This is a genomic window from Pseudotabrizicola alkalilacus (assembly GCF_003443995.1).
GTDB classification, from domain to species: domain Bacteria; phylum Pseudomonadota; class Alphaproteobacteria; order Rhodobacterales; family Rhodobacteraceae; genus Pseudotabrizicola; species Pseudotabrizicola alkalilacus.
The window spans coordinates 13506-38437 of sequence record NZ_QWEY01000017.1 but is presented as its reverse complement, the minus strand read 5'-3'; the positions used below and the strand labels follow the sequence as shown (position 1 = coordinate 38437).

The window sequence follows — 24932 nt, the reverse complement described above, 5'->3', positions numbered from 1 at the left end:
GCACCGGATCAGTTGTCACGGATCATCCGGGCGAGGCCAAAGGCGCTGTCCACGGATACTTCGGTTACCCGCAAGACTCCACCTTCGACCGGACGATAGGTGACGATAAAGCTGGTTTCAGGCCGTCTGGCCAGTTCCTTGGCCGGATAGCCGTCGATCCGGCGATACAGCCCCCGACAGGTCAGCCCATCGCCATCTGCTTGTGGCGATGACAGCGTGACGCTGTTGACGCGGTGGCCGTCGAACATCTTCAGATCAACCTGACAGGCCGTAGCGGGCGTGGTGTCGCGCAGCACCGAATAAAGCCCGGTCAACGGATCAACCACCCCCTTGTGCCGCGCCGGGTCCACCACCGGAACATCCGGTTCGGGCGGGTCGGCCTTGATCACTGTGGCCAGCCCGCCGTCAAACGCCAGTTCCGCGCCGCGCCCTTGCCGCGCGCCCTTGGCATCCGCCGAATAGCGCTGCGGGATCAGACGCCCGTTGCGTTCCGTGCCCTGTGTTTGCGAGATCAGGGTGAACGAACGGAAAAACCCGGCCAGCCCGGCGGAGGCGGAATTCGAGCTGACCACATAGCGTGCACCCTCATGCTGTGCCGTCAGTGTCACCTTCCCCGCCGTCAGGCCGCTGACAGAAACCGTATAACGCGCCACGTTTGATTCCTGCGCCGAGAGCGCCGTAGACAGAGACAGCGCGGCAAGTCCGGCAACAACACAATGAGGCAACATCAAAGGCTCCTTGGGGGATTGGCCGAACCGACGGCTCAGACTGGCATCACGGCAAACTATAGGGCATGAAAGAACAAAAGTAGGGCCAGTTGATCACCAACCGGCGGGAAAGTGCCGGATGGCACACCAATATCAACCAGTTGTGACAGATGGACATGGCAATGCAGATGACCGAACTGGCCAAAGCCGTGATCGCCGGGGACCGCAGAGCCTTGGCTCGGGCGATCACCCGTGTTGAAAGCGCGCGCGCAGATCACCGGCTGGAGGCGGTGGAGCTGGTCGCAAACGCCCGCGCGGCGGGGCGGCAGGCGCTGCGCATCGGGCTGTCCGGCACGCCGGGGGTAGGCAAATCCACCTTTATCGAGGCGTTCGGCATGATGCTGGTGGCACAGGGCCTGCGGGTGGCTGTTCTTGCCGTGGACCCGTCCTCGGCCCGGTCGGGCGGCTCGATCCTTGGCGACAAGACCCGGATGGAACGTCTGAGCCGCGAGCCTGCGGCGTTCATCCGCCCCTCGCCCAGTCAGGCGCAGATGGGCGGCGTGGCGCGGCGCACGCGCGAAGCCGTGGCGCTGTGCGAGGCGGCGGGCTTCGATGTCGTGCTGGTGGAAACCGTGGGCGTGGGCCAGTCGGAGACCGTGGTGGCCGAGATCTGCGATCTGTTCATCCTCCTCCTTGCCCCTGCGGGGGGCGACGAGTTGCAGGGCGTGAAACGCGGCATCATGGAAATGGCCGACATGATTCTGGTCAACAAGGTGGATGGCGATCTGAAACCAGCCGCCATGCGCACCCGTGCCGATTATGCCGGCGCGTTGCACCTTTTGCGCCGACGCCCGCAAGACCCCGAGGGCTTTCCCAAGGCGGTCTGCGTCTCGGCGGTGGAAAATGACGGGCTGGCCGAGGCATGGGCCGACATGCAGGCACTGGCCGACTGGCGGCGCGCGCAGGGCCATTGGGACAGACGCCGCGCCCATCAGGCCCGGCACTGGTTCGGCGAAGAGGTGCGGCAGGGCCTGCTGTCGGTGCTGGACCGCGAACCGGCCAAGGGGTCGATGGCAGCATTGGGTGCGCGGGTTGAGGCGGGTGAGGTGTCACCCGAGGCTGCGGCGATACAGATGCTGACCCTGCTGGGCCGGGGCTGACACCGCGACCGGATACGGCGCAAATGCGGGGGCCACGCGGAGGGAACGGCCAATTATGGCATGAATATGGCAAAAGCATGAACATCGCGCCACAACAAGCAGTCCAAGCCATGCAGCCTACGCATATCGGCTTTGGTCATTCGGTGGATTGTGCAACTGCAGCATATGCCCCATCTTACACTCAACGGAAAGGGCGGATGGGCCGCTCTGACCAATCCGAAGATGATGAAGAGGATACGATCATGGCTTACACGAACACGCAAACGGTTGCTGGCTTTCAGGTCGGTGGATGGATGGGCGATGTTCTGGCCAAGTGGAATGTGGCCCGCGAACGTCGTGCGGTCTATCTGCAAACCCTGAATGAACTGTCGGCAATGTCCGACCGCGATCTGGCCGACATCAACGTGGCCCGCGTGTCGATCGAAGATATTGCGCACGAAGCCGCCTACGGCAAATAATCCGTCAGAAACCGTGATCCGTCAATGGGTTACGATCTGACACCAGCCTCCTGAAGGCGCTCTCCTCCTCCCTGCGCCAACAGGTTTTGCGGCGAACCGGTCCTCCCCCGGTTCGCCGTTTTCTTTTGGGCGCGGCTTGCGCGCGCCGCACCCTCGTTAGCGCTGACATAATCTGTGAAGCCAAGGGGGGTTTTCCCCTCCCCGCGCCCGGTCTACGCAAGGGCGCACAAAAGGGAGATTGGAAATGACCATGACAGAGGCAAGACGCGCCCGCTGGGCGGTGGCCGCGATGTTCGCCGCTGCAGGCTTTGTCATGGGTGCCTGGGCTCCGCAGATCCCGCTGCTGCTGCCGCGCCATCAGATCACGGAATTCACCCTTGGCATCCTGATTCTGGTGCTCGGCCTCGGCGCCGTGGGGGCCATGCTGTTCACCGGCCATCTGATTGCGCGCTTTGGCTCGGTGACGGTGCTGCGCGCCTTTGCACTGTCCTCGTCAATCGCCCTTCCCATTGTGGTGTTCGCACCATCCCTTGCGCTTCTGGTGCCTGCCATGGCCATCCTTGGTGCTCTGATCGGCTGCATGGATGTGGCGATGAACGCCAATGCCGTCGAGGTCGAGCGACGTCTGGGCCGGGCCATCATGTCCTCCAGCCACGGGTTCTGGAGCCTTGGCGGCTTTGTCGGCGGTTTTGCCGGGGCCTGGATCATCTCGCATTGGGGGGCAGAGGTGCAGGCCGTACTGGTGGCGCTGGGAACGGCGGCGCTGGTGCTGGCGGTGATGCCCTTTCTGCGCGGCGAGGCCCCTGCCCCGGTGATCTCTCCCATGCCGGGCGAGAAAACCGTGCTGCTGCCCCGCGATCTGGGGCTGTGGCTGCTGGGCGCGCTGGCGCTGTTTTCGATGGTGCCCGAAGGCGCGGTGCTGGACTGGGCGGCACTGTACCTGCAAAAAGACATGGGGTCCGATGTATTTCGCTCGGGCCTTGGCTTTGCCTTCTTTGCGGGCGCAATGGCGATGATGCGCTTTGCGGGGGATTCCGTGCGCAACCGCTTTGGCGCGGTGGTCACCTTGCGCGTGTCTGGTCTGCTGGCAGCGGCGGGCATGATGCTGGCAGCGGTTGCGCCCAATGATACGCTGGCCATAGCCGCCTTTTTCATCACCGGCCTTGGCGTCGCCAATATGGTGCCGATCATGTTTTCAGCCGCCGGGAACTATCCCGGTGTTGCCTCGGGCAACGCAATCGCGGCGGTGACCATGGTGGGCTATGCCGGCATTCTGGTGGCCCCGGCCAGCATCGGCTTTGTCGCCGAAGCGATCGGCTTCCGCGTCACCTATGCCGTGCTGTCGCTTCTGCTGATCGTGGTGGCCCTGCTGGCGGGCCGTACCGCAGGCGCGGATGAGGTGCAGGCGGTGCCACTCACCTCCCCACGCCCGGCGGAATGACCGGTCAGCCGCCCATGTAGTCGCCCTTGCCCAAGGCCACCCCGTTGTGACGCAGGATGTTATAGGCGGTGGTCAGGTGAAAGTGGAACTGCGGCAAGGAATAGAGGTTCAGGAAATTCTCCCCCGTCATCGTCACGTCCTGACCGCGCATTTTCAGCGTAATCTTGCGGATTTCCGCCCCGTCATAGCGAGCGGCATCAAACCCGGCCATGTAGCCGCGCGCCGTCTCGATCCGGGCCTGAAGCTCGGCAAAGCTGGTCTCGGTGTCGGGAAAGCTTTTCGGCTCCTCCCCCGCCAGACGGGCGGCGGCGCGGGCGGCAAAATCACAGGCCAGCTGCACCTGACGGACAAAGGGGAACATGTCAGGGAACAGCCGGAAGGTCAGCATCGCCTCGGGCTTGATGGCATGTTCGGTGCAATGCGCCTCGGCCTTGGTCAGGATGCGCGACAGATTGGCCAGGAAGCGGTCATAAACGGCAATCGAGCGGTGATGCATGGGCGTGTCCTTTTGTGCTTGCCCAAGTGATCGGCGCAAGGCGGTGATGCGTCAAGGGTGGTTGAAGCCGCGACCGGATCGGATATGTGGGACAGATGACCGATGATCTCTCAGACCGCGACCGCCTGCCTCCCGATCTTGTCACCCTGCTGGCCGACTGGCCCCGCGCGGGCTGGTCAGATGTGCCTGGGTTCGAAGGGCTGTCTGCGTTCTGGCTCGACCGTCATCTCGGGTTTCGCGACCTGATGTCGGGCCTGCGGCTGGACGCCGAGCATATGAGCGGTGGCCGGATCGACCCGCAACGCTGGCAAGGCCGCCTGCTGCGCGGCGGTGAGCAGCTGGTGCAGGGACTGATCGGCCATCATCAGGTCGAAGATGCCAGCTATTTCCCGGCGATGCTGGAACTGGAGCCACGCCTTGCGCGCGGGTTCGAGCTGCTGGACCGCGACCATCACGCGCTGGACGCCTTGCTCGATGGTTTTGTCGGCTCGGCCAACGATGCGTTGCAGGCGCAAGACCCGCGCGAGGCGGCACTGGCGTTTCACGCCAGCCTTGCCCCGTTCGAGCGTCAGCTGATCAGGCATCTGGAGGATGAGGAGGATCTGATCATCCCTGTCATCCTGAAACACCAGATGGGCTGACGCAAGCGCACCTGTGCACCATCGGTAGGGCGGGGTTCACCCCGCCTCACCTGCAAAAGCCGCTTACTTGCCCAGACACCAGCGCATGATCGCCTTTTGTGCGTGCAGCCGGTTTTCCGCCTCGTCAAAGATCACCGAATGCGGGCCATCCATTACAGCGCTGGTCGCCTCGTCATTGCGATGCGCAGGCAGGCAATGCATGAACAGCGCGTCGGGCTTGGCCCCGGCCATCAGCGTCTCATTCACCTGATAGCCCCGCAGCTGGTTGTGGCGACGCTCTTTCGCCGACTCGGGGTCGTGCATGCTGACCCAGGTATCGGTGACCACCAGATCGGCCCCGATGACAGCGGTATGCGGATCCCGCTCGATCAGCACATCCGACCCTTTGGCGCGGGCGAACTGGACAAATTTCTGCTCGGGGTCCAGCGTCTCTGGCCCGGTGAAGGTGAAATCAAAGCCGAACTGCCCGGCGGCATGCAGGAACGACGCACAGACATTGTTGCCATCCCCGGCCCAGACTACCTTTTTGCCCGCAATCGGGCCGCGATGCTCTTCATAGGTCATCACATCGGCCATGATCTGGCACGGGTGGGTGCGATTGGTCAGACCGTTGATCACCGGCACGGTGGCGTGTTCGGCCATCTCCTGCAGCGTCGCCTCTTCAAAGGTGCGGATCATGATCAGATCGACATAGCGCGACAGCACCCGGGCGGTGTCGGCGATGGTCTCGCCATGGCCCAGCTGCATTTCCTTGCCGGACAGCACCATGGTCTGACCGCCCATCTGACGCACGCCGACGTCAAAGGACACGCGGGTCCGGGTGGAGGGCTTCTCGAAGATCAGCGCGACCATGTGACCGGCCAGCGGCTGGTCATCATCAGGCGCGCCACGCGGGCGGCCCAGCCGGGCGGATTTCATCGCAAGGCCCGAGTCGATCATGCTTCTGAGATCGGCGGCGTCAGTGGTGTGGATATCGAGGAAGTGTTTCATGTCATTTCGTTTTCTTTGGCGGCAAGCGCCGGGGGCTGTCTGCCCCCGGACCCCCGAGAGTATTTATCAAAGGTGCAAGCGGATCAGAGAGCAGCTTCCAGACCGGTGGCGGTTGCGTCGAGGCGGGAGAGCGCCTCGGCGATGTCCGCCTCGGGAATGTTGAGGGCAGGCAGCAGGCGCAGCACATTGTCGGCGGCGGCGACGGTCAGGATATGGCGGTCGTAGCCGGCCTTGACCACATCGGTATTGGGCACCACGCATTTCAGGCCAAGGATCAGGCCCTGACCACGCACCGCCGCGAACACCTTCGGATGGCTGGCAACCAGACCTTCGAGCCCTTGCCGGAACTGCGCGGCTTTCTGGCTGACCGCATCCAGGAACGCGGGCTCGGAGACAATTCCGGTGACCGCAGCCCCGATGGCGCAACCCAGCGGGTTGCCGCCATAGGTGGAGCCATGCGTGCCCGCGACCATGCCGGACGCGGCAGCTTCGGTGGCCAGCACCGCGCCCAGCGGAAAGCCGCCGCCGATGCCTTTGGCGACCATCATGATATCGGGCGTGACCCCGGCCCATTCATGGGCAAAGAGTTTGCCGGTGCGGCCCATGCCACATTGCACCTCGTCAAAGATCAGCAGCGTCCCGGTGCTGTCGCACAGATCACGCAACCCCTTCAGGCATTGATCGGGCACCACACGGATGCCGCCCTCACCTTGGATCGGCTCGATGATCACGGCGCAGGTCTGGTCGGTGATCGCCACGCGGATGGCATCGTGATCGCCCCACTTCAGCTGGGTAAAGCCCGGCATCAGCGGGCCGTAGCCCTTGACCATCTTTTCCGACCCTGCCGCCGCAATCGCGCCGGTAGAGCGGCCATGAAAAGCGCCTTCAAAGGCGATGATCTGCGTGCGCTCGGGGTGCCCCGCGTCATGATGGTGCTTGCGCGCCATCTTGATGGCCAGCTCGGCCGCCTCGGTGCCGGAGTTGGTAAAGAACACCGTGTCGGCAAAGGTCAGGTCCACCAGCATCTCGGCCAGCTGCTCCTGTTCAGGGATGCGGTAGATGTTGGACACATGCCACAGCTTTTGCGCCTGCGCCGTCAGGGTTTCGACCAGCGTCGGATGCGCATGGCCCAGAGCATTGACAGCGATGCCGGCCCCCAGATCGAGATATCGGCTGCCATCCTCGGAGGTGAGCCAGCTGCCTTTGCCCGACACAAAGGCGAGGGGGGCGCGGTTATAGGTGGGCAGAACGGCGGAAATCATGGCACATGCCTTTCGGAAGCTGGCGGGACCGGCGCACGGACTGTCCCTGCTTGCACACAGGAGAAAGCCAAGGCGTAACGGGTGCCCGCGGGGAGTGTCAATGCGGGGCTGTCGATGTCTGGGGATGGCCCTGTGCGCCGGACCATGCGTAACCTGTCGCTCAGAAGCGTCGGGGACGTCGGATAAGGGCGTACCGTTGGGTCATGCTGCTGCCATAGGCGAAGAGTGCCGGTCTGTAAACGGAAATGTGGGTGTAAACGGCAATGTGGGGCATTGAGTCGGCGGGCGGCGCTTGATCTTCGGCCTGCGTGCTTGTATCCCGTGCCGTCGCGGTTAGAATGCGCGGCGAAAGTCCTTACAGCCCAATAGCGGAGATCACCATGTCCTGGACGGATGAGCGGGTTGAAACGCTCAAGAAGATGTGGGCCGAAGGCCAGTCGGCCAGCCAGATCGCTAAGGAACTGGGCGGTGTCACGCGCAATGCGGTGATCGGCAAGGTTCACCGTCTGGGCCTGTCGAACCGTGTCGGCGGCGGCAAGGATGAGCCGGAGGACGAAGCCCCCGTTGTGGCCGCCAAGCCAGAACCTGTAACGCCACGCGCGCCGGAGCCGCGCCCTGAGCCGGTCGCGGCAGCCCCACGCCCGGCCGCGCCCGAGCGGCCCGCCGCTGTGGCCCCTGCAGCCCCGTCGAATGTGACCCCGCTGCCCGTGCGCAAGGCGATCATTCCCGCCGGTCAACCGCTGCCACCGCAGCCCTCGGCCAACGAGATCAGCCCCGAGGCGCTGGCCTCTGTGCGTGAAGTCGAAAAGCACGCCAAGCGCCTGACGCTGATGGAACTGACCGAGCGCACCTGCAAATGGCCGATCGGCGACCCGGCGACCGAAGATTTCTGGTTCTGCGGCCTGCCCAGCCTGCCCGGAAAACCTTATTGCGAAGCACATGTCGGCGTTGCCTTCCAGCCGATGAGCGCACGGCGCGACCGCCGCCGCTGATCAAGGGGCGGGGCAGACCCGCTCCGAAGCAGGATAAACACTCTGGCGCGCGGCGTCCCGCATTGCGACGGCGGTGAACACCGCCGGGCGCGTCACAAAAACCCCCTGTGGCCGTGGCTTTGACCCATGGCAAACTGTGCAAAATCGTGTGGCCGGGGGCGTTTGACCACACCCTGCCGGCGCGTTTTCCACCACCAGACCTCGGGCGGGGCGGGGCAGATACGCATGGCCCGCGCCTTTGACCCATACAGACCGTCTGGCCTGATACCGCGCGGATCCGGGCTCTGGGGGTATCGCGCAGATACAGCGTTCATTTATCCCAAAATACACAATCTGCATGATTGATTTAGAATTGATCCAGATCACGGACCCGTGTCTGGAATCGTTCTAAAGAATCAGGAGCAACCTTATGACATACGGAGATATGCCATGAAACGAACCCTGATCCTTGCCTTGATGACCTCGGCCCTTGCCGGGCCGGTCATGGCAGACGCGCTGCGCGATCGCGCGGCGGCGGAATTCAAGCCGCTCCCCTCGACCATCCCGGCGGTCAAGGACAACCCGGTCACGCCCGAAAAGATCGAGCTTGGCAAAGCGCTGTTCTTTGATCCCCGCCTCTCGGCGTCGGGGGTGTTTTCCTGTGCGTCCTGTCACAACCTTGCGACCGGCGGCGATGACAACATGGAAACCAGCGTTGGCCATGGCTGGCAAAAGGGGCCGCGCAACTCGCCCACCGTGTTGAACGCGGTTCTCAATGAGGCGCAGTTCTGGGACGGTCGCGCAGATGACCTTGCCGCACAGGCAAAGGGCCCGATTCAGGCCGGGGTCGAGATGGCAAATACGCCCGAGCAGGTCGAGGTTACGCTGAAATCCATGCCGCAATATGTGGCCTGGTTTACGGCCGCCTTTCCGGCTGAGCCCGATCCGGTGAACTTTGACAACATGGCCAAGGCGATCGAAGCCTTCGAGGCCACGTTGATCACGCCTGCGCCGTTTGATGCCTGGCTGAACGGCGACGACAACGCGATGAGCGAAGACGCCAAGGCTGGTCTGACCCTGTTCATGGACAAGGGCTGTTCCTCGTGCCACTCCGGCGTCAACGTCGGCGGCCATGGCTACTACCCGTTTGGCCTGATCGAAAAGCCCGGCGCAGAGATCCTGCCCCCCGGTGACAAAGGCCGCTTTGCCGTCACCGAAACGGTGGATGACGAATATGTGTTCCGTGCCTCACCGCTGCGCAACATCGCCCTGACCGCGCCTTATTTCCACTCCGGCAAGGTCTGGGATCTGGCGGTTGCGGTCGAAGTTATGGCTGAAAGCCAGCTGGGCGAGCAGCTCGCGCCAGAGGAAACCGCGCAGTTGGTCGCGTTTCTGGACAGTCTGACCGGCACACTGCCCCCCGTCACGCTGCCGGTGTTGCCCGCCGAGACGGCAGAAACACCGCGCCCGTCGTCAGAAGTAAAGTAAACCCTTTAGGATGACATCGCAGGCGGCCTCCGGGCCGCCTGCTTCAGTTCCCGCCGCCCAACAGGCGCTGCAGCAACCGCGCGGCTTCGGCGTCGATCGCCTCTTGCGCCCTGCGGCGGGCGGCGTCTTCCAGACTTTCGCCCTCCTGCCGCACAATGCCCAGCTCCTGCTCGGCCTTGCGCTCCAGCTCGGCCTTGGCCCGCGCCTCCGCCTCCTTGGCCTGTTCCTCAAACCGCTCCCGCGCCAAGGCCTCCAGATCCAGCCGGAATTTCGGGCTGGCCCAGCTGCCAGTGATCAGCAACGGCACCATCACCCCGCCAGTCCCATCCACCGCCGCCAGAGCCACCGGCCGCAGCCGGTAATCCAGCGTGCGCGCGCCCAGGTTGACCTCGCCATTGCCGGTGGCCGTCACATAGGGCGCCTGAAACGCCAGATCACTGTTGCTCAGCACGCCGCCGTCGATGGTAAAGCCCGCCGTCACCGCCTCGAAGATCGTCTTCTGTCCCTCGCCGACAAAGCCCGCATCCAAGGTGCGCAGCATCCCGGCAATATCCAGCCCGCGCAGCTCGCCCTTGCCGAGCCGCAGACTGCCCGAACCGGAAAAGCTGCGCATGATCGCATCCACCGAATTGCCGACGCCAAGGAATTTCAGCGCCAGATCGCCGGTCCCGATCAGCCGGTCATAGCCGCCCAGATCCATCAGCAAGGACTGCATCGCCAGCCCCGACAGCACCAGATCGCCGCCCACCGACAGGCCAGAACGCCCGTTGACCACAAATTGACCGCTGACCGTGCCCTGATAGGCGGCAATCTGGCGCAGATCGAACACCGCGCGCGCCCGGTCGATGGTGGTCACCACCCGCGTGGTGCCAAACTTCGCCACGCCCAGATCGACACTGTCCGCCGTCAGCGCAATCGAGGCATCCATCAGCCCCAGCGCCGAGACGTCAATCGGAGCGGTCGGCCAGCCATCGGCCTGCGTGCCGCCACGCGCGCCACCACCAATCTCACCGCCCTGCCCACTCATCGCCGCCGCCAGAGACAGCGCCCCAGCCTGCACCTGCGCCGACAGGTTCGGACGTTCGCCCGCCGTGGTCAGGTCAGCATCCAGCGTCAGCCGGTTGTCATCCAGCCTCAGCGTACCCTCGCGCAGATGCACCGACAGCGCGTCGGTCAGGGTCAGCCGCCCCGTCGCCTCGACCCTTTGCGCCCCCAACCCCTGAGGCAGATCAGGCTTTGCCATCCCCTCCAGCGTGGTGATGGCCGACAGATCCGCAAGATTTGCCACCAGATCGCCTTTGGCCGCCAGCGGGTTCCACCCCGCCTGTCCGGCAAAGCGCAGATCGGCCTCGCCCGCCGTCAGCGCCAGATCGACGCCGACAAGCCTGCCCTCCAGAAAAGGTGCGAATTCTGCAAGCTTCACGCTCGCTTCGAACGGCTGATCGTTCATGATTGCGTCAAAAGTGAAATCCGCCGCGCCCAGAAACGCCGGAATGCGGGCCTCCCCATTGACCGAGCGCAGCACAATCCGGCTGCCCGCGCCGTGATCGACAAAGGTAAAGCGCCCGTCTGACACCTCGGCCAGATCCAGCGTAAACGGCGTACCCTCGCCCGCCATCCCGGCCTCGGCGCTGCCGCCCCCCCGCCCGCCGAACACCCAGTTTTCGCGCCCGTCCCGCGCCCGTTCCAGCACCAGCTGCGGGGCTTGCGCCGAAATCCCGGTGATCTTGACCTCGCCGCCCATCAGTGCCGCCAGATCCAGCGATATGCTCAGCTCCTCGGCGCGCAGCATGTCACCTTCGGTGCCCCAATCGGCATTTGACACCGAAACCGGCCCGGTCTGCACGCCCAGCGTCGGAAAGAAACTGGGCCGCACCGAGCCCTCGATCACCAGCTTGCGCCCGGTCACTTCGGCAAAGCGCTCGGCCGCAAGGGCGGCGATCCGCTCCGACGGGATCATGAACACCGCCGCCACCGCCAGAAACACCAGCAAAGACAAGGCCAGAACAGAACGGATCAACCAACGCATGATGACTGCCTTCCTCACGGGTTTTTCCCGATTCTACGCCGCAAAGCGCCCGCGCTGCAACGCATCAGCACAGCCTTGCCGACCGGCACCGCCGCATCGGCGGCACATCGCCGACCGGTTCAGTTCACGCTCACGGGGCGCGAGCGCATCCGCGCCACCGTTTCCCGCTCCGCCCGCTTGCACAGATTGGGCGGCAATCCCTTGTCCAGCAGTCCCATGTCCTGCCAGACCATCTCTCCCATCCGCTGAAACGCCACATCCAGCGCCCCGGCCCGATGCGCCGACAACAAGAACCCCGGCAGGCTGCGCACCGGATGATCCGGCGCAAGCGGTTCGTCGGGATACACATCCGACGCGGCGACGATATGACCCGAGGCCACAGCCGCCATCAGTGCCGGAAAATCCACCACATCCGCCCGGCTCAACAGAATAAACGCCGCCCCCGCCCGCATCGCGGCAAAGGCCTCCGCGCCCAGAAAGCCCCGGTTCTCCGAGGTCACCGCAGCAGTGACAAACACCACATCCGACTGCGTCATCACCGCTTCCAGCGTGGCTGGCTCCGCCCCGGCCTCGACGATCCGCGCCTCTGGCAGCCAGGGGTCATGAATGCGCAGCCGGGGGCGAAAGCCCTGCAACACGCGCGCCATGGCCCGGCCCAGATCGCCAAAGCCGATGATCCCGACCTCGGCCCCGGTCAACAGCCGCGCGCCCCTGTTGCCTTCCCCGCCCCAGGCCTCGCGCCCGGCACGGAAATCGGCATCGGCGCCATGGATATTGCGCAAGAGCGACAGCGCAAATCCCAACCCGATCTCGGCCACCGGCTCGGCAAACACCGCGCCGGTCGTTACCACATGAATGCCGCGCGCAAACACCTGATCATAAGGCATATTGTTGATCAGGTTGGATTCCACATTGAAGATGCAGCGCAATGCGCTCAGCCGCGCCAGCGTCGCATGATCGAGCGGCGGCTGCCCAATGACGTAGCGCGCCTGCGCCAGCACCGCATCGTCCAGCCCCGGCAGAGCCGCGTCCGTGGTCTCCACCAGCCGGTAGCGCGCCCGCAGATCCGCCAGCCGCCCCGGCGTGAAAATCAGCTCCAGCGTGCGCGGCAACGGGCAGCACAGCACCAAAGGCCGTTCGATCTCCTGCATCCTCATCCCTCCCTTTTCCCTCACCCTTCCGCGCCCGGCCACAAACCGCAAGCCCCCTGCCATTGCTGCTTGCCAAATACTCCCGCCGGAGGCATCCATCGCCCGCCCCACACGCCAACTCTACAGATCAAATCCCCAAAGACCCGCCGAGGGCGCCGGGGTGGGCGGGTGGGAGGCGCCTGAGGCGGGTCTTACCCCCTATCCGCCTGAAGCAAACACAGCTATAGACCGCGCCATGTCGCAAAATCCGCCCAACCTCCGCCCCGATCTGGCCCCGCGCGCCACCTTTTCCGAGGCCCCCCGCCCCGGTCAGCCGACCATTGGCATGGTCAGCCTTGGCTGTCCCAAGGCGCTGGTGGATTCCGAACGGATCCTGACCCGCCTGCGGGCCGAAGGCTATGCGATCAGCCCCGATTACAAGGGCGCGGATGCGGTGATCGTCAACACCTGCGGCTTTCTCGACTCTGCCAAGGCCGAGAGCCTTGATGCCATCGGCGAGGCCCTGGCCGAAAACGGCCGGGTGATCGTGACCGGCTGTCTGGGCGCGGAACCCGAATACATTACCGGCGCGCATCCAAAGGTGCTCGCCGTGACCGGCCCGCATCAGTATGAGGCGGTGCTGGATGCCGTGCATGGCGCAGTGCCGCCGTCGCCCGACCCATTCATCGACCTGTTGCCCGCACGCAATGTCAGCCTGACGCCCCGGCATTACAGCTATCTGAAAATCTCCGAAGGCTGCAATCACAAGTGCAAGTTCTGCATCATCCCCGACATGCGCGGTCGTCTGGTCAGCCGACCGGCCCATGCCGTGCTGCGCGAAGCGGAAAAGCTGGTCGAGGCCGGGGTGCGCGAATTGCTGGTGATCTCGCAGGATACCAGTGCCTACGGCGTGGATCGCAAGCATGACGTCGCGCCTTGGAAGGGTGGCGAGGTGCGGGCACATATCACGGATCTGGCGCGCGAAATGGGCAAGCTAGGGGCCTGGGTGCGGCTGCATTACGTCTACCCCTACCCGCATGTGCGCGACCTGATCCCGCTGATGGCCGAGGGGCTGGTGCTGCCCTATCTGGACATCCCGTTCCAGCACGCCCACCCGGACACCCTACGCCGGATGGCGCGCCCGGCTGCGGCGGCAAAGACGCTGGATGAAATCGCCGCCTGGCGCGCCGCATGCCCCGACATCACCCTGCGATCAACCTTTATCGTCGGCTACCCCGGCGAGACCGAGGCCGAATTCCAGACCCTGCTAGACTGGCTGGACGAGGCGCAGCTGGACCGCGTCGGCTGTTTTCAATACGAAAACGTGGCTGGCGCGCGCAGCAATGACCTGCCCGATCATGTGCCCGCCGAGGTCAAGCAGGATCGCTGGGATCGGTTCATGGAAAAGGCGCAAGCCATTTCCGAAGCCAAGCTGGCCGCCAAGGTGGGCCGCACCCTGCAGGTCATCGTCGATGAGGTGGATGGCGACGGCGCCACCTGCCGGACCATGGCCGATGCGCCCGAGATCGACGGCAACCTGTTCATCGACGAGGGGTTCGAGACGCTGGCCCCCGGCGATATCGTCACCGTCAAGGTTGACGAGGCGGGGGAATATGACCTCTGGGGTCGGCTGGTCGGCTGATCTCTGGCCCGGCCTCCCGTTGCGGCTCTGGCGCGCCGCTTGCTGAACAGCCAGCGGGATTGTGCCTTTATGACCATTTCCTGCACCACAGGTGCCGATTGCCGCACTTTCAACCTTTTTTTGCCACGGCATCAGGGATACCACCCCAGAGGGTGACAGTGATCCGCACCGGGGTCAGAACACATGTGATACTGGACAAGCCGGGCATTTTGCCTTGTTCACGGAGGGACATATGAAGGTCGCAATGATTGGAACCGGCTATGTCGGCCTGGTTTCCGGAGTTTGTTTTTCAGATTTTGGTCACGACGTTATTTGCGTCGACAAATCAGCCGAAAAGATCGCCCAGTTGCAGGGCGGGATCATACCGATCTATGAGCCGGGCCTGGATACCCTTTTGCAACGCAATGTCGAGGCCGGGCGATTGCGGTTCACCACCGATCTGCAAGAGGCGGTTGCCGGGGCGGATGCTGTGTTCATCGCTGTCGGAACGCCGACCCGGCGGGGCGACGGCCATGCCGATCTGTCCTATGTGATGGCCGCCGCCGAAGAGATTGCCCATGCCCTGACCGGCTATGCCGTCGTGGTGACCAAATCGACCGTGCCGGTCGGCACCAACCGCAAGGTTGCAGACGTGATCCGGCGCACGCGGCCCGAGGCCGAGTTTGACGTCGCCTCCAACCCCGAGTTCCTGCGCGAAGGTGCCGCGATCGACGATTTCATGCGCCCCGACCGGGTGGTGATCGGGCTGGACAGCGACCGTGCGCGGCAATTGATGTCGGATATGTACCGGCCCTTGTTCCTGCGCGACTTTCCCATCGTCTTCACCGATCTGGAAAGTGCCGAGATGATCAAATACGCCGCCAACGGCTTTCTGGCGGTCAAGATCAGCTTTATCAACGAAATCGCCGCGCTGTGCGAACGGGTGGGCGCGGATGTGAAAGCCGTCGCCAAAGGCATGGGGCTGGACGGGCGCATCGGCAACAAGTTCCTGCACGCAGGCCCCGGCTATGGCGGATCCTGCTTTCCCAAGGACACACAGGCCCTTGCCCGCATCGGTCAGGAACATGGCGTGCCGCAGCGGATCACCGAAACCGTGATCACGGTAAATGCCGAGGTCAAGCGCCGGATGATCGACAAGGCGCAGGACCTGTGCGGCGGTTCGTTCAACGGCAAAACCGTGGCCGTACTGGGCGTGACCTTCAAGCCCAACACCGACGACATGCGCGAGGCACCGTCGCTGACCATCGTGCCCGCCATGATCGGCGCAGGGGCCAAGGTGCATGTGGTTGATCCGCAGGGTCGGCGCGAGGGTGAGCATCTGCTGCCCAGCGTGGACTGGTTTACCGATGCCTATGCCGCCGCCGAAGGCGCGGATCTGGTCATGCTGCTGACCGAATGGAATGAATTCCGCGCCCTTGACCTGAGCCGCCTGTCCGGTGCAATGCGTGTGGCCCGCATGGCGGATTTTCGGAATATCTATGAACGTGCTGCAGTGCTCGATGCCGGGTTTGTGGCCTATGATGCAGTAGGACGGTAACCCGGATGCTTGAGATCAAACCAACCTCACTGCCGGGTGTGATGCTGCTGACACCACGGCGCTTTGGCGATGCCCGCGGCTGGTTCAGCGAAAGCTGGAACGCGGAACGGATGGCCGCTGCCGGTCTGGATTTTGCCTTTGTGCAGGACAACCATTCGTTTTCCGCCGAACCGGGCACCCTGCGCGGCCTGCATTTCCAAAAGCCACCCCGGGCACAGGATAAACTGGTGCGCTGCAGCCGCGGCGCGATCTTTGACGTGGCCGTGGATATCCGCCGGGGGTCTGCGACCTATGGGCATTGGACCGGGGCCGAGCTGACCGCCGAGAATGGCCAGCAGCTTCTGGTGCCAAAGGGCTTTCTGCACGGCTTTGTCACCTTGGTTGCCGATACCGAGGTGCAATATAAATGCACCGATGTTTACGCGCCCGATTGTGACGGCGCGGTGCTGTGGGACAGCTGCGGCATCGACTGGCCCCTGCCGGTCGCGCAGCCGGTCTTGTCCGACAAGGACCGCGCGGCCCAGCCGTTTGCCGCTTTCGACACGCCATTCGATACAGGAACGACACAATGAAGATTCTCGTGACTGGCGGGGCCGGGTTCATCGGCTCTGCTGTGGTCCGTCAGGCGGTGGCAAAGGGTCACCATGTCGTCAATCTGGACGCGCTGACCTATGCTGCCAATCTGGAGAACGTGGCGTCGGTCGCCGACTCGCCGCTTTACGCCTTTGAGCACGCCGATATCCGGGACCGTCAGGCCCTGACTCGCATTTTCAGCACCCATGCTCCGGATGCGGTGATGCATCTGGCGGCAGAAAGCCATGTCGACCGCTCGATCGACGGGCCGGGCGATTTCATCGACACCAATATCACCGGCACCTTCAACCTGCTGGAGGCCGCCCGCGCCTATTGGCAGTCGCAGGGCCGCCCCGATGGCTTCCGCTTTCACCACATCTCCACCGATGAAGTGTTCGGCAGCCTTGGCCCGACCGGCCAGTTCAACGAATCCACCCCTTATGACCCGCGCAGCCCCTATTCCGCGTCAAAGGCCGCCAGCGATCATCTGGTGCGCGCCTGGCACGAAACCTATGGCCTGCCGGTGGTGCTGACCAATTGCTCCAACAATTACGGGCCGTTCCATTTTCCGGAAAAGCTGATCCCGGTTGTGATCCTGAACGCGCTGCATGGCCGCCCGATCCCGATCTACGGCAAGGGCGAGAATGTGCGCGACTGGCTTTATGTCGAAGACCATGCCACAGCCCTGCTGCTCGCGCTGGAAAAGGGCCAGCCGGGGCGCAGCTATGCCATCGGCGGCGAGAATGAGCGGCGCAACATTGATCTGGTGCGCACGATCTGCACCCTGCTCGACGAGATGCGGCCGGATGGCGCGCCGCATGACCGGTTGATCACCTATGTCACCGACCGCCCCGGCCATGATGCGCGCTACGCCATCGACCCGACCCGGATGCGCGAAGAACTGGGCTGGTCCCCTTCGGTCACGGTCGAAGAGGGGCTGCGCCTGACGGTGCGCTGGTATCTCGACAATGAAAGCTGGTGGCGTCCGCTGCTCGACCGTCAGGGCGTGGGCCAGCGGCTGGGAACCAGCTCATGAAACTGCTGGTCTTCGGACAAACCGGGCAGGTTGCGCGCGCACTGGCCCGGCTTGCACCAGACGCGGTGTTTCTGGGCCGGGATCAGGCCGATCTGACCGATCCCGCCGCCTGCGCCCGCGCAATTCTGGCGGCCCGGCCCGACGCGGTGATCAATGCCGCCGCCTATACGGCGGTGGACAAGGCTGAAACGGATGAGGCAACGGCGCATCTGGTCAACGCCCTCGCGCCCGAAGCAATGGCGCGGGCCTGTGCCGAGGTGGGCGTGCCGCTGGTCCATATCTCGACCGATTATGTCTTTGACGGCGCTGGGGACTCTGCATTTCTGCCAACAGACCCCGTGGCCCCGCTCGGTGCTTACGGCCGCACCAAGGCCGAGGGCGAGGCGCGGCTGCGGGGGACGGGGGCGACGCATGGCATCTTGCGCACATCCTGGGTGTTTTCGCCCGATGGCAGCAACTTCGTCAAAACCATGCTGCGCCTGTCCGAAACCCGCGACCGGCTGACCGTAGTGGGCGATCAGGTGGGCGGACCGACGCCGGCGGCGGCGATTGCGCAGGCCTGCATGACCATCGCGGACCGGCTGCGTGAGGGGCCTGCCCTGTCCGGCAGCTACCATTTCTCCGGCGCGCCAGACACCAGCTGGGCCGGGTTTGCCCGCGCGATTTTTGAACTCTCCGGACGCAAGGTCGAGGTTGTGGACATCCCCACCGCCGATTACCCCACCCCTGCCCGGCGCCCGCTGAACTCGCGTCTGGACTGCACCACAACCGAAGCAACCTTCGGACTCGCGCGGCCAGACTGGCGCGCTGGTCTGCGGGACGCTATTAGTGACTTGAAGGTATTGGCATGACACAGCGCAAAGGCATCATTCTGGCAGGCGGCTCCGGCACCCGGCTCTGGCCGATCACCATGGGCGTGTCCAAGCAGCTGCTGCCGATCTATGACAAGCCGATGATCTATTACCCGCTGTCGGCGCTGATGCTGTCGGGCATCCGCGAGATTGCGATTGTCACCACCCCCGACGATCAGCCGCAGTTTCAGCGCCTGATGGGCGATGGCTCGCAATGGGGCGTGCGCTTTGAATGGATCGTGCAGCCCTCGCCGGATGGGCTGGCGCAGGCCTATCTTCTGGCCGAAGATTTCCTGGATGGCGCGCCATCGGCCATGGTGCTGGGCGACAACATCTTTTTTGGCCACGGCCTGCCAGAGTTGCTCAAGGCCGCCGACAGCCGCACCACCGGCGGCACGGTGTTCGGCTACCGCGTCACCGACCCCGAGCGCTATGGCGTGGTCGGCTTTGACAGCACCGGCAGGGTGCAGGAAATCATCGAGAAACCCACTGTGCCGCCGTCAAACTATGCGGTGACGGGGCTGTATTTTCTGGACGGTCGCGCGTCGGAGTTTGCCCGCCAGATCAAACCCTCGGCGCGGGGCGAGTTGGAGATTGTCGACCTTTTGCTGATGTATCTGGCAGAGGGCAGTCTGCAGGTTGAGCAGATGGGCCGGGGCTACGCCTGGCTGGACACCGGCACCCACGAAAGCCTGCTGGACGCGGGCAACTTTGTCCGCACCCTGACCGGGCGTCAGGGGCTTCAGGTCGGGTGCCCGGACGAAATTGCATTTCTGCTGGGCTGGATCACGGCAGACGATCTTTTGCGTCGGGCAGAGGTGTTCCGCAAAAACGACTACGGCAAGTATCTGCTGACTGTCGCGCAGCAAATCTAGCCTGCACAGAGATTGACCACTGACAGCCGGATCGGAAAACATCCGGTTTGTCAGTGATTTGCGGGGCGATGTTAAAGTTCGGCATTCTGCATGCCACCACGCCACCTGTAGTATGCATCAACACGCTGTGGACAACGTATTGATGATGCTGTTCAGTCCACAAGGATCGCTATAGAACGTTTTGACAGAATCGATTGGCATGAGTGAGCGTAAGACAATGGTTGGGCGGTTTCCCAAATTGGCTATGGTATTGCTGGGCCTGTCGGTTCTTGCTGCCTGTTCCACCCCTCGGGGCGCGGCGCTTCAGAGTGAAGTTCTGCGCGGCCAGAAGGATGAGAACGCCGAATTTCAGGTTGTTGAGGTCACCCGCGACACCGTGAGCCAGGTCGCGCACTGGCCCCCGACGGGCTGGCCCGGCTCTTATCTTTGGCTGCCCAACAGCTCGGGCGCAAACAGCCCGCTGATTGCGTCGGGTGACAAGATTTCGCTGGTGATCTGGGATCCGCAGAACAATTCGCTGATCGCGACGCAGGGCGAACGCTCGGTTGCGCTGCCCAACCTGACCGTATCGCCAGAAGGTACGCTGTTTGTGCCCTATGTCGGTGATGTGGCGGTGCGCGGCAAAACCCCTTCACAGGTGCGCCAGGAAATCGAGGCAGCTCTGGCCCCCACAGTGCCTTCGGCTCAGGTCCAGCTGACGGTCGAGGTGGGCCGCCTGAATTCGGTCGACATCGTTACCGGAGTCGGGCGCGCCGGCCCCTACCCCCTGATGGACCGCAACACCACGATCCTGTCGCTGATCGCACAGGCAGGGGGCATTGCCACCAACCTCCGCAACCCGCTGGTGCGTCTGATCCGCGACGGGAAGACTTATGAAATTCGCGCCGAAAGCCTGTTTTCCGAGGGTTCGAAAAACGTCCTGATGAAGGGTGGCGACAAGGTATTCGTTGAAGAAGACCGCCGCTACTTTACCGCCATGGGCGCCACCGGACGCGAAGAGCTGATCTATTTCGACCGCGAAGAGGTCAGCGCGATGGAGGCACTGTCGCTGGTCGGCGGTCTGGTGGATACACGCGCAGACCCAAAGGGCATTCTGATCCTGCGCAATTACACCGCCAAATCGCTGCGCACCGATGACTCGGGTCCACAAAAGACACAAGTGGTCTTTACGATCGACCTGACCAGTGCAGCGGGTTTGTTTGCAGCGCGGTCTTTCAAGATCAATCCGAAAGACACGATCCTTGTGACCGAGTCGCCGATGGTCGCCGCATCCTCGATCATGGGGCTGTTTGGCTCTGTCTTCGGACTGCGCAGACAGCTTAACGGAGACTGACAGCCCGAACATGGCCGTCAAGTCTGCCTTATCCTGGTCCTGATGGTCGTTTTCTGAACGCTCGGCGCAAGACGACCAAAATTTCGCCACTTGGGCTGGCGTCTCACGCAAACCACCGTATAAATTCAGGGTGGATACGGCGTACGCCCTGAGTTGGCCCGGCTTTGCCGAGAGCAGGGGCAGTTTCAGGTCCGCACTTGTTATGCAGTAGAGTCAGGCGTTTGATTTGGCTAAACTGATTGGAATTATCGTCACAAGGAAAGCGACGAATGAAAATTTATATCGCTGGTCACCGCGGCATGGTTGGTGGCGCGATTCTGCGCCGGCTTGAGGCGCGCAAAGCCGCAGGCGAAGACCTGTCTCTCCTTACCCGTACCCATGCCGAGCTTGATCTGACAAGCCAGCAGGCCGTGCAGGATTTCATGCAGGCCGAGCGGCCTGATGTGGTCATTCTGGCGGCGGCCAAGGTGGGGGGCATTCATGCCAACAACACCTATCCGGCAGATTTCATTTATGAAAACCTGATGATTGAATGCAACATCATCCATCAGGCGTTTGCCGCCGGGGTGAAGCGCTTGCTGCAACTTGGCTCGTCGTGCATCTATCCCAAAGCGGTGCCCCAGCCGATGCGCGAAGACGCGCTGCTGACCGGCACGCTGGAACCGACGAATGAGCCCTATGCCATCGCAAAGATTGCCGGGATCAAGCTGTGCGAAAGCTACAATCGCCAGCATGGCGTCGATTACCGTTCGGTGATGCCGACCAACCTGTATGGCCCCGGCGACAACTTCCATCCAGAAAACTCGCATGTGCTGCCCGCCCTGATCCGCCGTTTTCACGAAGCGGCACAAAGCGGTGTGGACGAGGTAACGATCTGGGGGTCCGGCAAACCAATGCGTGAATTCCTGCATGTGGACGACATGGCAGAGGCCTCGCTCTTCGTGCTCGACCTGCCCAAGGCCGAGTATGACGCCAATACCCAGCCGATGCTGAGCCATATCAACGTCGGCTCCGGCACCGATGTCTCGATTCTGGAACTGGCGCAGATGGTTGCCGCAGTGACCGACTTTACCGGGCGCATCACCACGGACCCGACCAAGCCCGATGGCACCATGCGCAAACTGATGGATGTCAGTCGTCTGGCCCGCATGGGCTGGCAGGCGCGCATCACGCTTGAGGCAGGACTTGCCGAAACCTATGATTGGTTTCTGGCCAATCAGACAACATTTCGCAACTGACAGGTTTTTTCATGACAACGATCATTCATCCGGTTCTTTTGTGTGGTGGGTCGGGCACCCGGCTCTGGCCTTTGTCGCGCAAGTCCTTTCCAAAGCAGTTCTCCCGATTGACCGGCGAAGAAAGCCTGTTTCAGGGGGCGGTCCGCCGTCTGATTGGGGCGGGGTTCAGTGAGCCGCTTGTCATCACCGGCAATGATTTCCGATTTATCGTCGTCGAACAGCTCGCCGCAATGGAAACCAGCCCGCAGGGTATCCTGATCGAGCCGGAGGGGCGCAATACCGCCCCGGCCGTTCTGGCCGCTGCCTTGCATCTGCAAACCACCCAGCCGGGGGCGCTGCTGCTTGTCGCCCCGTCCGACCATGTGGTGCCCGATGCCGCCGCCTTCCGTGAGGCGGTTCAGGGCGCTGCGCCGCGCGCGCTGGCGGGTGATATCGTCACCTTTGGCATCACGCCGACCCGGCCTGAAACCGGCTATGGCTATCTGGAACTGGCCCCCGGCTCTGATCCGGCGGCAAAGGTTCCGCAATCGCTGGCCCGGTTTGTCGAAAAGCCAAAGGCAGATCAGGCCGCCAACATGATCGCTGCGGGCAACTTCCTGTGGAACGCGGGGATTTTCCTGTTCACCGCCGACACGCTGGTCAAAGCCTTTGAAATGCACGCGCCAGAGGTGCTCACCCATGTCAAGGCAGCGGTCGCCAATGCGTCGCCCGACCTGTCCTTTGTTCGTCTCGATCCGGTCGCTTGGGCGAACGTTCCCGATATTTCCATTGATTATGCGATCATGGAAAAGGCATCCAATCTTGCCGTGATGCCATTTTCCGCCGGCTGGTCTGATCTGGGCGGCTGGGATGCGGTGTGGCAGGAGGCAGGGCCCGACGCAGATGGCAATGTCTCCTCTGACAACGCCACCGCGATCGGCTGCGAAGATACCCTGCTGCGTTCAGAATCGCCGCGTGTGGAACTGGTCGGGATCGGGCTGAAAGACATCGTCGCCATCGCCACCACCGACGCTGTGCTGGTGGCTCACAAATCGCAGAGCCAGCGCGTCAAAGAGGCCGTCGCCGCCCTTCAGGCCAAGGGCCGCGCACAGGCGACCGCGTTTCCGACCGATCACCGGCCATGGGGCATGTTCGAAAGTCTGGTGATTGGCTCGCGGTTTCAGGTCAAACGCATTGTCGTCAAACCGGGTGCCGCGCTCAGCCTGCAGTCACACCACCACCGCTCTGAACATTGGATCGTGGTCGAAGGCACCGCGCGCGTGACCGTCGGCGATGAGGTCAAATTGCTGACCGAAAACCAGTCGGTCTATATCCCGCTGGGCGCAGTCCACCGGATGGAGAACCCCGGCAAGGTGCCGATGGTGCTGATCGAGGTGCAGACCGGCAGCTATCTGGGCGAAGACGACATCATCCGGTACGAAGATGTCTATGCCCGCGGACAAGGTGCCAAAGGCTGACACGGGCAGAAGCAGCACAGGGCCCGCTGGACCCTGTGCTTGCAAGCGTGCAGACGAAACTGCGGCCCGACGGGGCCGCACCCCTCGGGTTCGCCAAAGGAAAGTGGGCATGACTCATTCCGTTATCGCTGAAACGACCTCGCTCTTGCGGCAGTTGCGCGAGGGCTCGTTCAAATGCCTTGCCGAAGAAAGCAAGCATGTCTCGCACAACGTTTATTTTTGCTGGGACAAGGCGAATGGCAGCGCTGCGATCACCCTGAACTCCGCCGAAGGCCGCTTGCTCGACGCTGATATCGTGGTCACCGGCACACCGGGGTGGTTCACACTTAACTTCGGTCTGGGCTTTGGCCAATTTCAGGCGGGCGACACTCTGGGTCTGGTCTGGTCAGTCCAGAGCAGCCTGCAGACAAACCTTTACCCCTTTGTCCGGTCTGTTGTCGGCGACGACCGCCTTGATACGCAACTGGCCGATCCGATCCGGCTGACTCAGTCGCCAGGGCGGACTGTCCAGCTTCACACGATCCAGCCGCAGGATCCGTTGGCATGGGCCAAGAACTTTCACACGCTGGTCATTCCGCTGCCCAAACAGAGCTTCCGCCTTGATCTCGAAGATATGCGGCTGTTCCACGCTCCCCGCGCCACCGGAACCGTGACACAGACACCGACACTTGCTTCGCTGGCGATCTGATCCCCGGACTCGCGGCCTCGGCTCAGAAGTCGATGCCGCTTTTCTCGACCGGGCGGAACTGCCGTGCCAGACGCTGCGCAACATCGGAGAACGAGCTCCAGTGACTCGCAAGCATCCTCGGGGCAGCGGTCAGCAGCATCAGATCCGCCAGCGCATATTGCAGCTGGCGGGCCGAGCGGTCAAAGCTGGCGCGCGGCAAGAAACGGACCTTTGATCCGAAGTGATCCTGCAACGCGGTATAGGTCGCCGCAAGATCTGCGGCCACAAAGGCGGTCTGCGCCCCATTGGCAAACAAGGTCTCCAACCGCGTGACAAAGCGCGAGACATCGCTTTTCTTGCGCCATTCCACCAGGTCAAGGTGGCGCTCGGGCGGCCAGTTCCGTGCGGACTCGTAGGGCAGATGCTCAAACTCCGGCCCCGTCCCCATTCGGATATGTACGGCAATGTCAGACGGGTGCGGAACCTGGGCAACCAGATCCAGCACAGCCTGTGACGGCACCAGTGATTGCAGAAATGCCTGCTCGCGCACCATCGTCACATAGGGGCTTTTCAGAGAATAGGCCGAACGGATGAACACATCCCCGCCCGCATCCCCCGCACCCAGGATCGGGGCATCGTGGCATGACCCCGGCTCGATCTCCATGTAGTTATAGCTCTGGGCCGCCAGACGCCGGAACACATCCGCCGTATCATCTTCCAGCACAGTCCCCGGATAGCGCAGCAGCTCTGATAACCGCGCTTCGCAATGGGCATCAGGCCGCCAGATCACCACCAACTGCCGCCCCGTCGCCTCGGCAATCGCCGCGGCCGAGGCCATCGCCCGCAACCGGTTGCACAGCCCGTGCTGCACATCGACAAACAGATGCGCACCAGACCCGATCAAAGCCGGGGCAGCGGGTTGCGCGTGTCCGGATATGTGCGGTGGCATC

General features: G+C 63.2%; 23 protein-coding genes. 16 read left to right on the top strand and 7 right to left on the bottom strand.

What is annotated here, in order from left to right; all coding sequences use genetic code 11:
* Positions 1-8: 8 nt before the first annotated feature.
* Positions 9-728: a DUF3108 domain-containing protein gene (locus D1012_RS20490; protein WP_118155990.1), complete on the bottom strand. Its 720-nt coding sequence runs from the start codon at positions 726-728 to the stop codon at positions 9-11.
* Between the two features lie 161 nt (positions 729-889).
* Here D1012_RS20490 and meaB point away from each other — a divergent pair, with 161 nt between their 5' ends.
* The 3 genes from meaB to D1012_RS20475 all read left to right on the top strand — a co-directional run bounded on the left by meaB (position 890) and on the right by D1012_RS20475 (position 3766).
* Positions 890-1867 (top strand): methylmalonyl Co-A mutase-associated GTPase MeaB, encoded by a 978-nt coding sequence (gene meaB, locus D1012_RS20485; protein WP_118156033.1) that lies wholly within the window; start codon positions 890-892, stop codon positions 1865-1867.
* A 197-nt stretch (positions 1868-2064) separates the two neighbouring features.
* Entirely contained in the window at positions 2065-2325 is a 261-nt protein-coding gene (locus tag D1012_RS20480; protein ID WP_233517220.1) for a DUF1127 domain-containing protein, read from the top strand.
* Positions 2326-2569: 244 nt separating this feature from the next.
* Positions 2570-3766: an MFS transporter gene (locus tag D1012_RS20475; protein WP_199489586.1), complete on the top strand. Its 1197-nt coding sequence runs from the start codon at positions 2570-2572 to the stop codon at positions 3764-3766.
* 4 nt (positions 3767-3770) lie between these two features.
* Here D1012_RS20475 and D1012_RS20470 read toward each other — a convergent pair whose 3' ends face one another.
* Complete coding sequence (locus D1012_RS20470; RefSeq protein WP_118155989.1) at positions 3771-4262, bottom strand: DUF1993 domain-containing protein; 492 nt, start codon at positions 4260-4262, stop codon at positions 3771-3773.
* A gap of 95 nt (positions 4263-4357) precedes the next feature.
* Here D1012_RS20470 and D1012_RS20465 point away from each other — a divergent pair, with 95 nt between their 5' ends.
* Positions 4358-4903 carry a hemerythrin domain-containing protein gene (locus tag D1012_RS20465; RefSeq protein ID WP_118155988.1) on the top strand — a complete coding sequence of 182 codons (546 nt, stop codon included), beginning with the start codon at positions 4358-4360 and terminating at the stop codon, positions 4901-4903.
* A gap of 63 nt (positions 4904-4966) precedes the next feature.
* Here the strand turns inward: D1012_RS20465 and argF are convergent, their stop codons facing one another.
* Positions 4967-5893 (bottom strand): ornithine carbamoyltransferase, encoded by a 927-nt coding sequence (argF, locus tag D1012_RS20460; protein ID WP_118155987.1) that lies wholly within the window; start codon positions 5891-5893, stop codon positions 4967-4969.
* 83 nt (positions 5894-5976) lie between these two features.
* Positions 5977-7155: an aspartate aminotransferase family protein gene (locus D1012_RS20455; RefSeq protein ID WP_118155986.1), complete on the bottom strand. Its 1179-nt coding sequence runs from the start codon at positions 7153-7155 to the stop codon at positions 5977-5979.
* Positions 7156-7535: 380 nt separating this feature from the next.
* On the opposite strand from D1012_RS20455, the gene D1012_RS20450 reads away from it, so the two are divergent.
* The gene (locus tag D1012_RS20450) at positions 7536-8147 is read left to right on the top strand and encodes a GcrA family cell cycle regulator (protein WP_118155985.1); all 612 of its coding nucleotides are present in this window, start codon (positions 7536-7538) and stop codon (positions 8145-8147) included.
* Positions 8148-8576: 429 nt separating this feature from the next.
* Complete coding sequence (locus D1012_RS20445; protein WP_118155984.1) at positions 8577-9614, top strand: cytochrome-c peroxidase; 1038 nt, start codon at positions 8577-8579, stop codon at positions 9612-9614.
* Between the two features lie 43 nt (positions 9615-9657).
* On the opposite strand, the gene D1012_RS20440 is transcribed toward D1012_RS20445, so the two are convergent.
* Together D1012_RS20440 and D1012_RS20435 are read right to left on the bottom strand one after the other, a co-directional pair.
* Complete coding sequence (locus tag D1012_RS20440) at positions 9658-11643, bottom strand: AsmA family protein (protein WP_118155983.1); 1986 nt, start codon at positions 11641-11643, stop codon at positions 9658-9660.
* 119 nt (positions 11644-11762) lie between these two features.
* On the bottom strand, positions 11763-12794 hold the full coding sequence (locus tag D1012_RS20435) for a hydroxyacid dehydrogenase (RefSeq protein ID WP_118156030.1): 1032 nt from the start codon (positions 12792-12794) through the stop codon (positions 11763-11765).
* Positions 12795-13029: 235 nt separating this feature from the next.
* Between D1012_RS20435 and rimO the strand changes: the two genes are divergently transcribed.
* From rimO to D1012_RS20385, 10 genes are all read left to right on the top strand, one after another.
* Positions 13030-14415, top strand: coding sequence for a 30S ribosomal protein S12 methylthiotransferase RimO (gene rimO, locus D1012_RS20430; protein ID WP_118155982.1), 1386 nt, complete (start codon positions 13030-13032; stop codon positions 14413-14415).
* A gap of 232 nt (positions 14416-14647) precedes the next feature.
* On the top strand, positions 14648-15952 hold the full coding sequence (locus tag D1012_RS20425) for a UDP-glucose dehydrogenase family protein (protein WP_118155981.1): 1305 nt from the start codon (positions 14648-14650) through the stop codon (positions 15950-15952).
* Positions 15953-15957: 5 nt separating this feature from the next.
* Positions 15958-16524 carry a dTDP-4-dehydrorhamnose 3,5-epimerase gene (gene rfbC / locus D1012_RS20420; protein ID WP_118155980.1) on the top strand — a complete coding sequence of 189 codons (567 nt, stop codon included), beginning with the start codon at positions 15958-15960 and terminating at the stop codon, positions 16522-16524.
* A complete protein-coding gene (rfbB, locus tag D1012_RS20415) occupies positions 16521-17561 on the top strand; it encodes a dTDP-glucose 4,6-dehydratase (protein ID WP_118155979.1) in 1041 nt (346 codons plus the stop codon). Before rfbC ends, rfbB begins: the two co-directional genes overlap by 4 nt.
* Positions 17558-18412 (top strand): dTDP-4-dehydrorhamnose reductase, encoded by an 855-nt coding sequence (rfbD, locus tag D1012_RS20410; protein WP_118155978.1) that lies wholly within the window; start codon positions 17558-17560, stop codon positions 18410-18412. The genes rfbB and rfbD overlap by 4 nt, the downstream gene beginning before the upstream one ends.
* On the top strand, positions 18409-19287 hold the full coding sequence (rfbA, locus tag D1012_RS20405) for a glucose-1-phosphate thymidylyltransferase RfbA (protein WP_118155977.1): 879 nt from the start codon (positions 18409-18411) through the stop codon (positions 19285-19287). Before rfbD ends, rfbA begins: the two co-directional genes overlap by 4 nt.
* Positions 19288-19486: 199 nt before the next feature.
* Complete coding sequence (locus D1012_RS20400) at positions 19487-20620, top strand: polysaccharide biosynthesis/export family protein (RefSeq protein WP_233517219.1); 1134 nt, start codon at positions 19487-19489, stop codon at positions 20618-20620.
* A 269-nt stretch (positions 20621-20889) separates the two neighbouring features.
* Positions 20890-21858: a GDP-L-fucose synthase gene (gene fcl / locus D1012_RS20395; RefSeq protein WP_118155976.1), complete on the top strand. Its 969-nt coding sequence runs from the start codon at positions 20890-20892 to the stop codon at positions 21856-21858.
* Positions 21859-21869: 11 nt separating this feature from the next.
* Positions 21870-23315: a mannose-1-phosphate guanylyltransferase/mannose-6-phosphate isomerase gene (locus D1012_RS20390; protein ID WP_199489585.1), complete on the top strand. Its 1446-nt coding sequence runs from the start codon at positions 21870-21872 to the stop codon at positions 23313-23315.
* A gap of 109 nt (positions 23316-23424) precedes the next feature.
* Positions 23425-24003, top strand: coding sequence for a hypothetical protein (locus D1012_RS20385; RefSeq protein WP_147335759.1), 579 nt, complete (start codon positions 23425-23427; stop codon positions 24001-24003).
* 22 nt (positions 24004-24025) lie between these two features.
* Here the strand turns inward: D1012_RS20385 and D1012_RS20380 are convergent, their stop codons facing one another.
* Positions 24026-24931: a hypothetical protein gene (locus D1012_RS20380; protein ID WP_147335758.1), complete on the bottom strand. Its 906-nt coding sequence runs from the start codon at positions 24929-24931 to the stop codon at positions 24026-24028.
* Position 24932 lies beyond the last annotated feature (1 nt).

What these genes read in the sequence shown, in the direction of transcription:
- D1012_RS20490 (WP_118155990.1), bottom strand. Translation starts at nt 728, where the DNA reads ATGTTGCCTCATTGTGTTGTTGCCGGACTTGCCGCGCTGTCTCTGTCT.
- rfbB (WP_118155979.1), top strand. Translation starts at nt 16,521, where the DNA reads ATGAAGATTCTCGTGACTGGCGGGGCCGGGTTCATCGGCTCTGCTGTG.
- D1012_RS20440 (WP_118155983.1), bottom strand. Translation starts at nt 11,643, where the DNA reads ATGCGTTGGTTGATCCGTTCTGTTCTGGCCTTGTCTTTGCTGGTGTTT.
- D1012_RS20435 (WP_118156030.1), bottom strand. Translation starts at nt 12,794, where the DNA reads ATGCAGGAGATCGAACGGCCTTTGGTGCTGTGCTGCCCGTTGCCGCGC.
- D1012_RS20380 (WP_147335758.1), bottom strand. Translation starts at nt 24,931, where the DNA reads ATGCCACCGCACATATCCGGACACGCGCAACCCGCTGCCCCGGCTTTG.
- D1012_RS20400 (WP_233517219.1), top strand. Translation starts at nt 19,487, where the DNA reads ATGAGTGAGCGTAAGACAATGGTTGGGCGGTTTCCCAAATTGGCTATG.
- fcl (WP_118155976.1), top strand. Translation starts at nt 20,890, where the DNA reads ATGAAAATTTATATCGCTGGTCACCGCGGCATGGTTGGTGGCGCGATT.
- argF (WP_118155987.1), bottom strand. Translation starts at nt 5,893, where the DNA reads ATGAAACACTTCCTCGATATCCACACCACTGACGCCGCCGATCTCAGA.
- D1012_RS20470 (WP_118155989.1), bottom strand. Translation starts at nt 4,262, where the DNA reads ATGCATCACCGCTCGATTGCCGTTTATGACCGCTTCCTGGCCAATCTG.
- D1012_RS20465 (WP_118155988.1), top strand. Translation starts at nt 4,358, where the DNA reads ATGACCGATGATCTCTCAGACCGCGACCGCCTGCCTCCCGATCTTGTC.
- meaB (WP_118156033.1), top strand. Translation starts at nt 890, where the DNA reads ATGCAGATGACCGAACTGGCCAAAGCCGTGATCGCCGGGGACCGCAGA.
- D1012_RS20450 (WP_118155985.1), top strand. Translation starts at nt 7,536, where the DNA reads ATGTCCTGGACGGATGAGCGGGTTGAAACGCTCAAGAAGATGTGGGCC.
- rfbC (WP_118155980.1), top strand. Translation starts at nt 15,958, where the DNA reads ATGCTTGAGATCAAACCAACCTCACTGCCGGGTGTGATGCTGCTGACA.
- D1012_RS20385 (WP_147335759.1), top strand. Translation starts at nt 23,425, where the DNA reads ATGACTCATTCCGTTATCGCTGAAACGACCTCGCTCTTGCGGCAGTTG.
- D1012_RS20390 (WP_199489585.1), top strand. Translation starts at nt 21,870, where the DNA reads ATGACAACGATCATTCATCCGGTTCTTTTGTGTGGTGGGTCGGGCACC.
- rfbD (WP_118155978.1), top strand. Translation starts at nt 17,558, where the DNA reads ATGAAACTGCTGGTCTTCGGACAAACCGGGCAGGTTGCGCGCGCACTG.
- D1012_RS20445 (WP_118155984.1), top strand. Translation starts at nt 8,577, where the DNA reads ATGAAACGAACCCTGATCCTTGCCTTGATGACCTCGGCCCTTGCCGGG.
- D1012_RS20475 (WP_199489586.1), top strand. Translation starts at nt 2,570, where the DNA reads ATGACCATGACAGAGGCAAGACGCGCCCGCTGGGCGGTGGCCGCGATG.
- D1012_RS20455 (WP_118155986.1), bottom strand. Translation starts at nt 7,155, where the DNA reads ATGATTTCCGCCGTTCTGCCCACCTATAACCGCGCCCCCCTCGCCTTT.
- D1012_RS20480 (WP_233517220.1), top strand. Translation starts at nt 2,065, where the DNA reads ATGGGCCGCTCTGACCAATCCGAAGATGATGAAGAGGATACGATCATG.
- D1012_RS20425 (WP_118155981.1), top strand. Translation starts at nt 14,648, where the DNA reads ATGAAGGTCGCAATGATTGGAACCGGCTATGTCGGCCTGGTTTCCGGA.
- rimO (WP_118155982.1), top strand. Translation starts at nt 13,030, where the DNA reads ATGTCGCAAAATCCGCCCAACCTCCGCCCCGATCTGGCCCCGCGCGCC.
- rfbA (WP_118155977.1), top strand. Translation starts at nt 18,409, where the DNA reads ATGACACAGCGCAAAGGCATCATTCTGGCAGGCGGCTCCGGCACCCGG.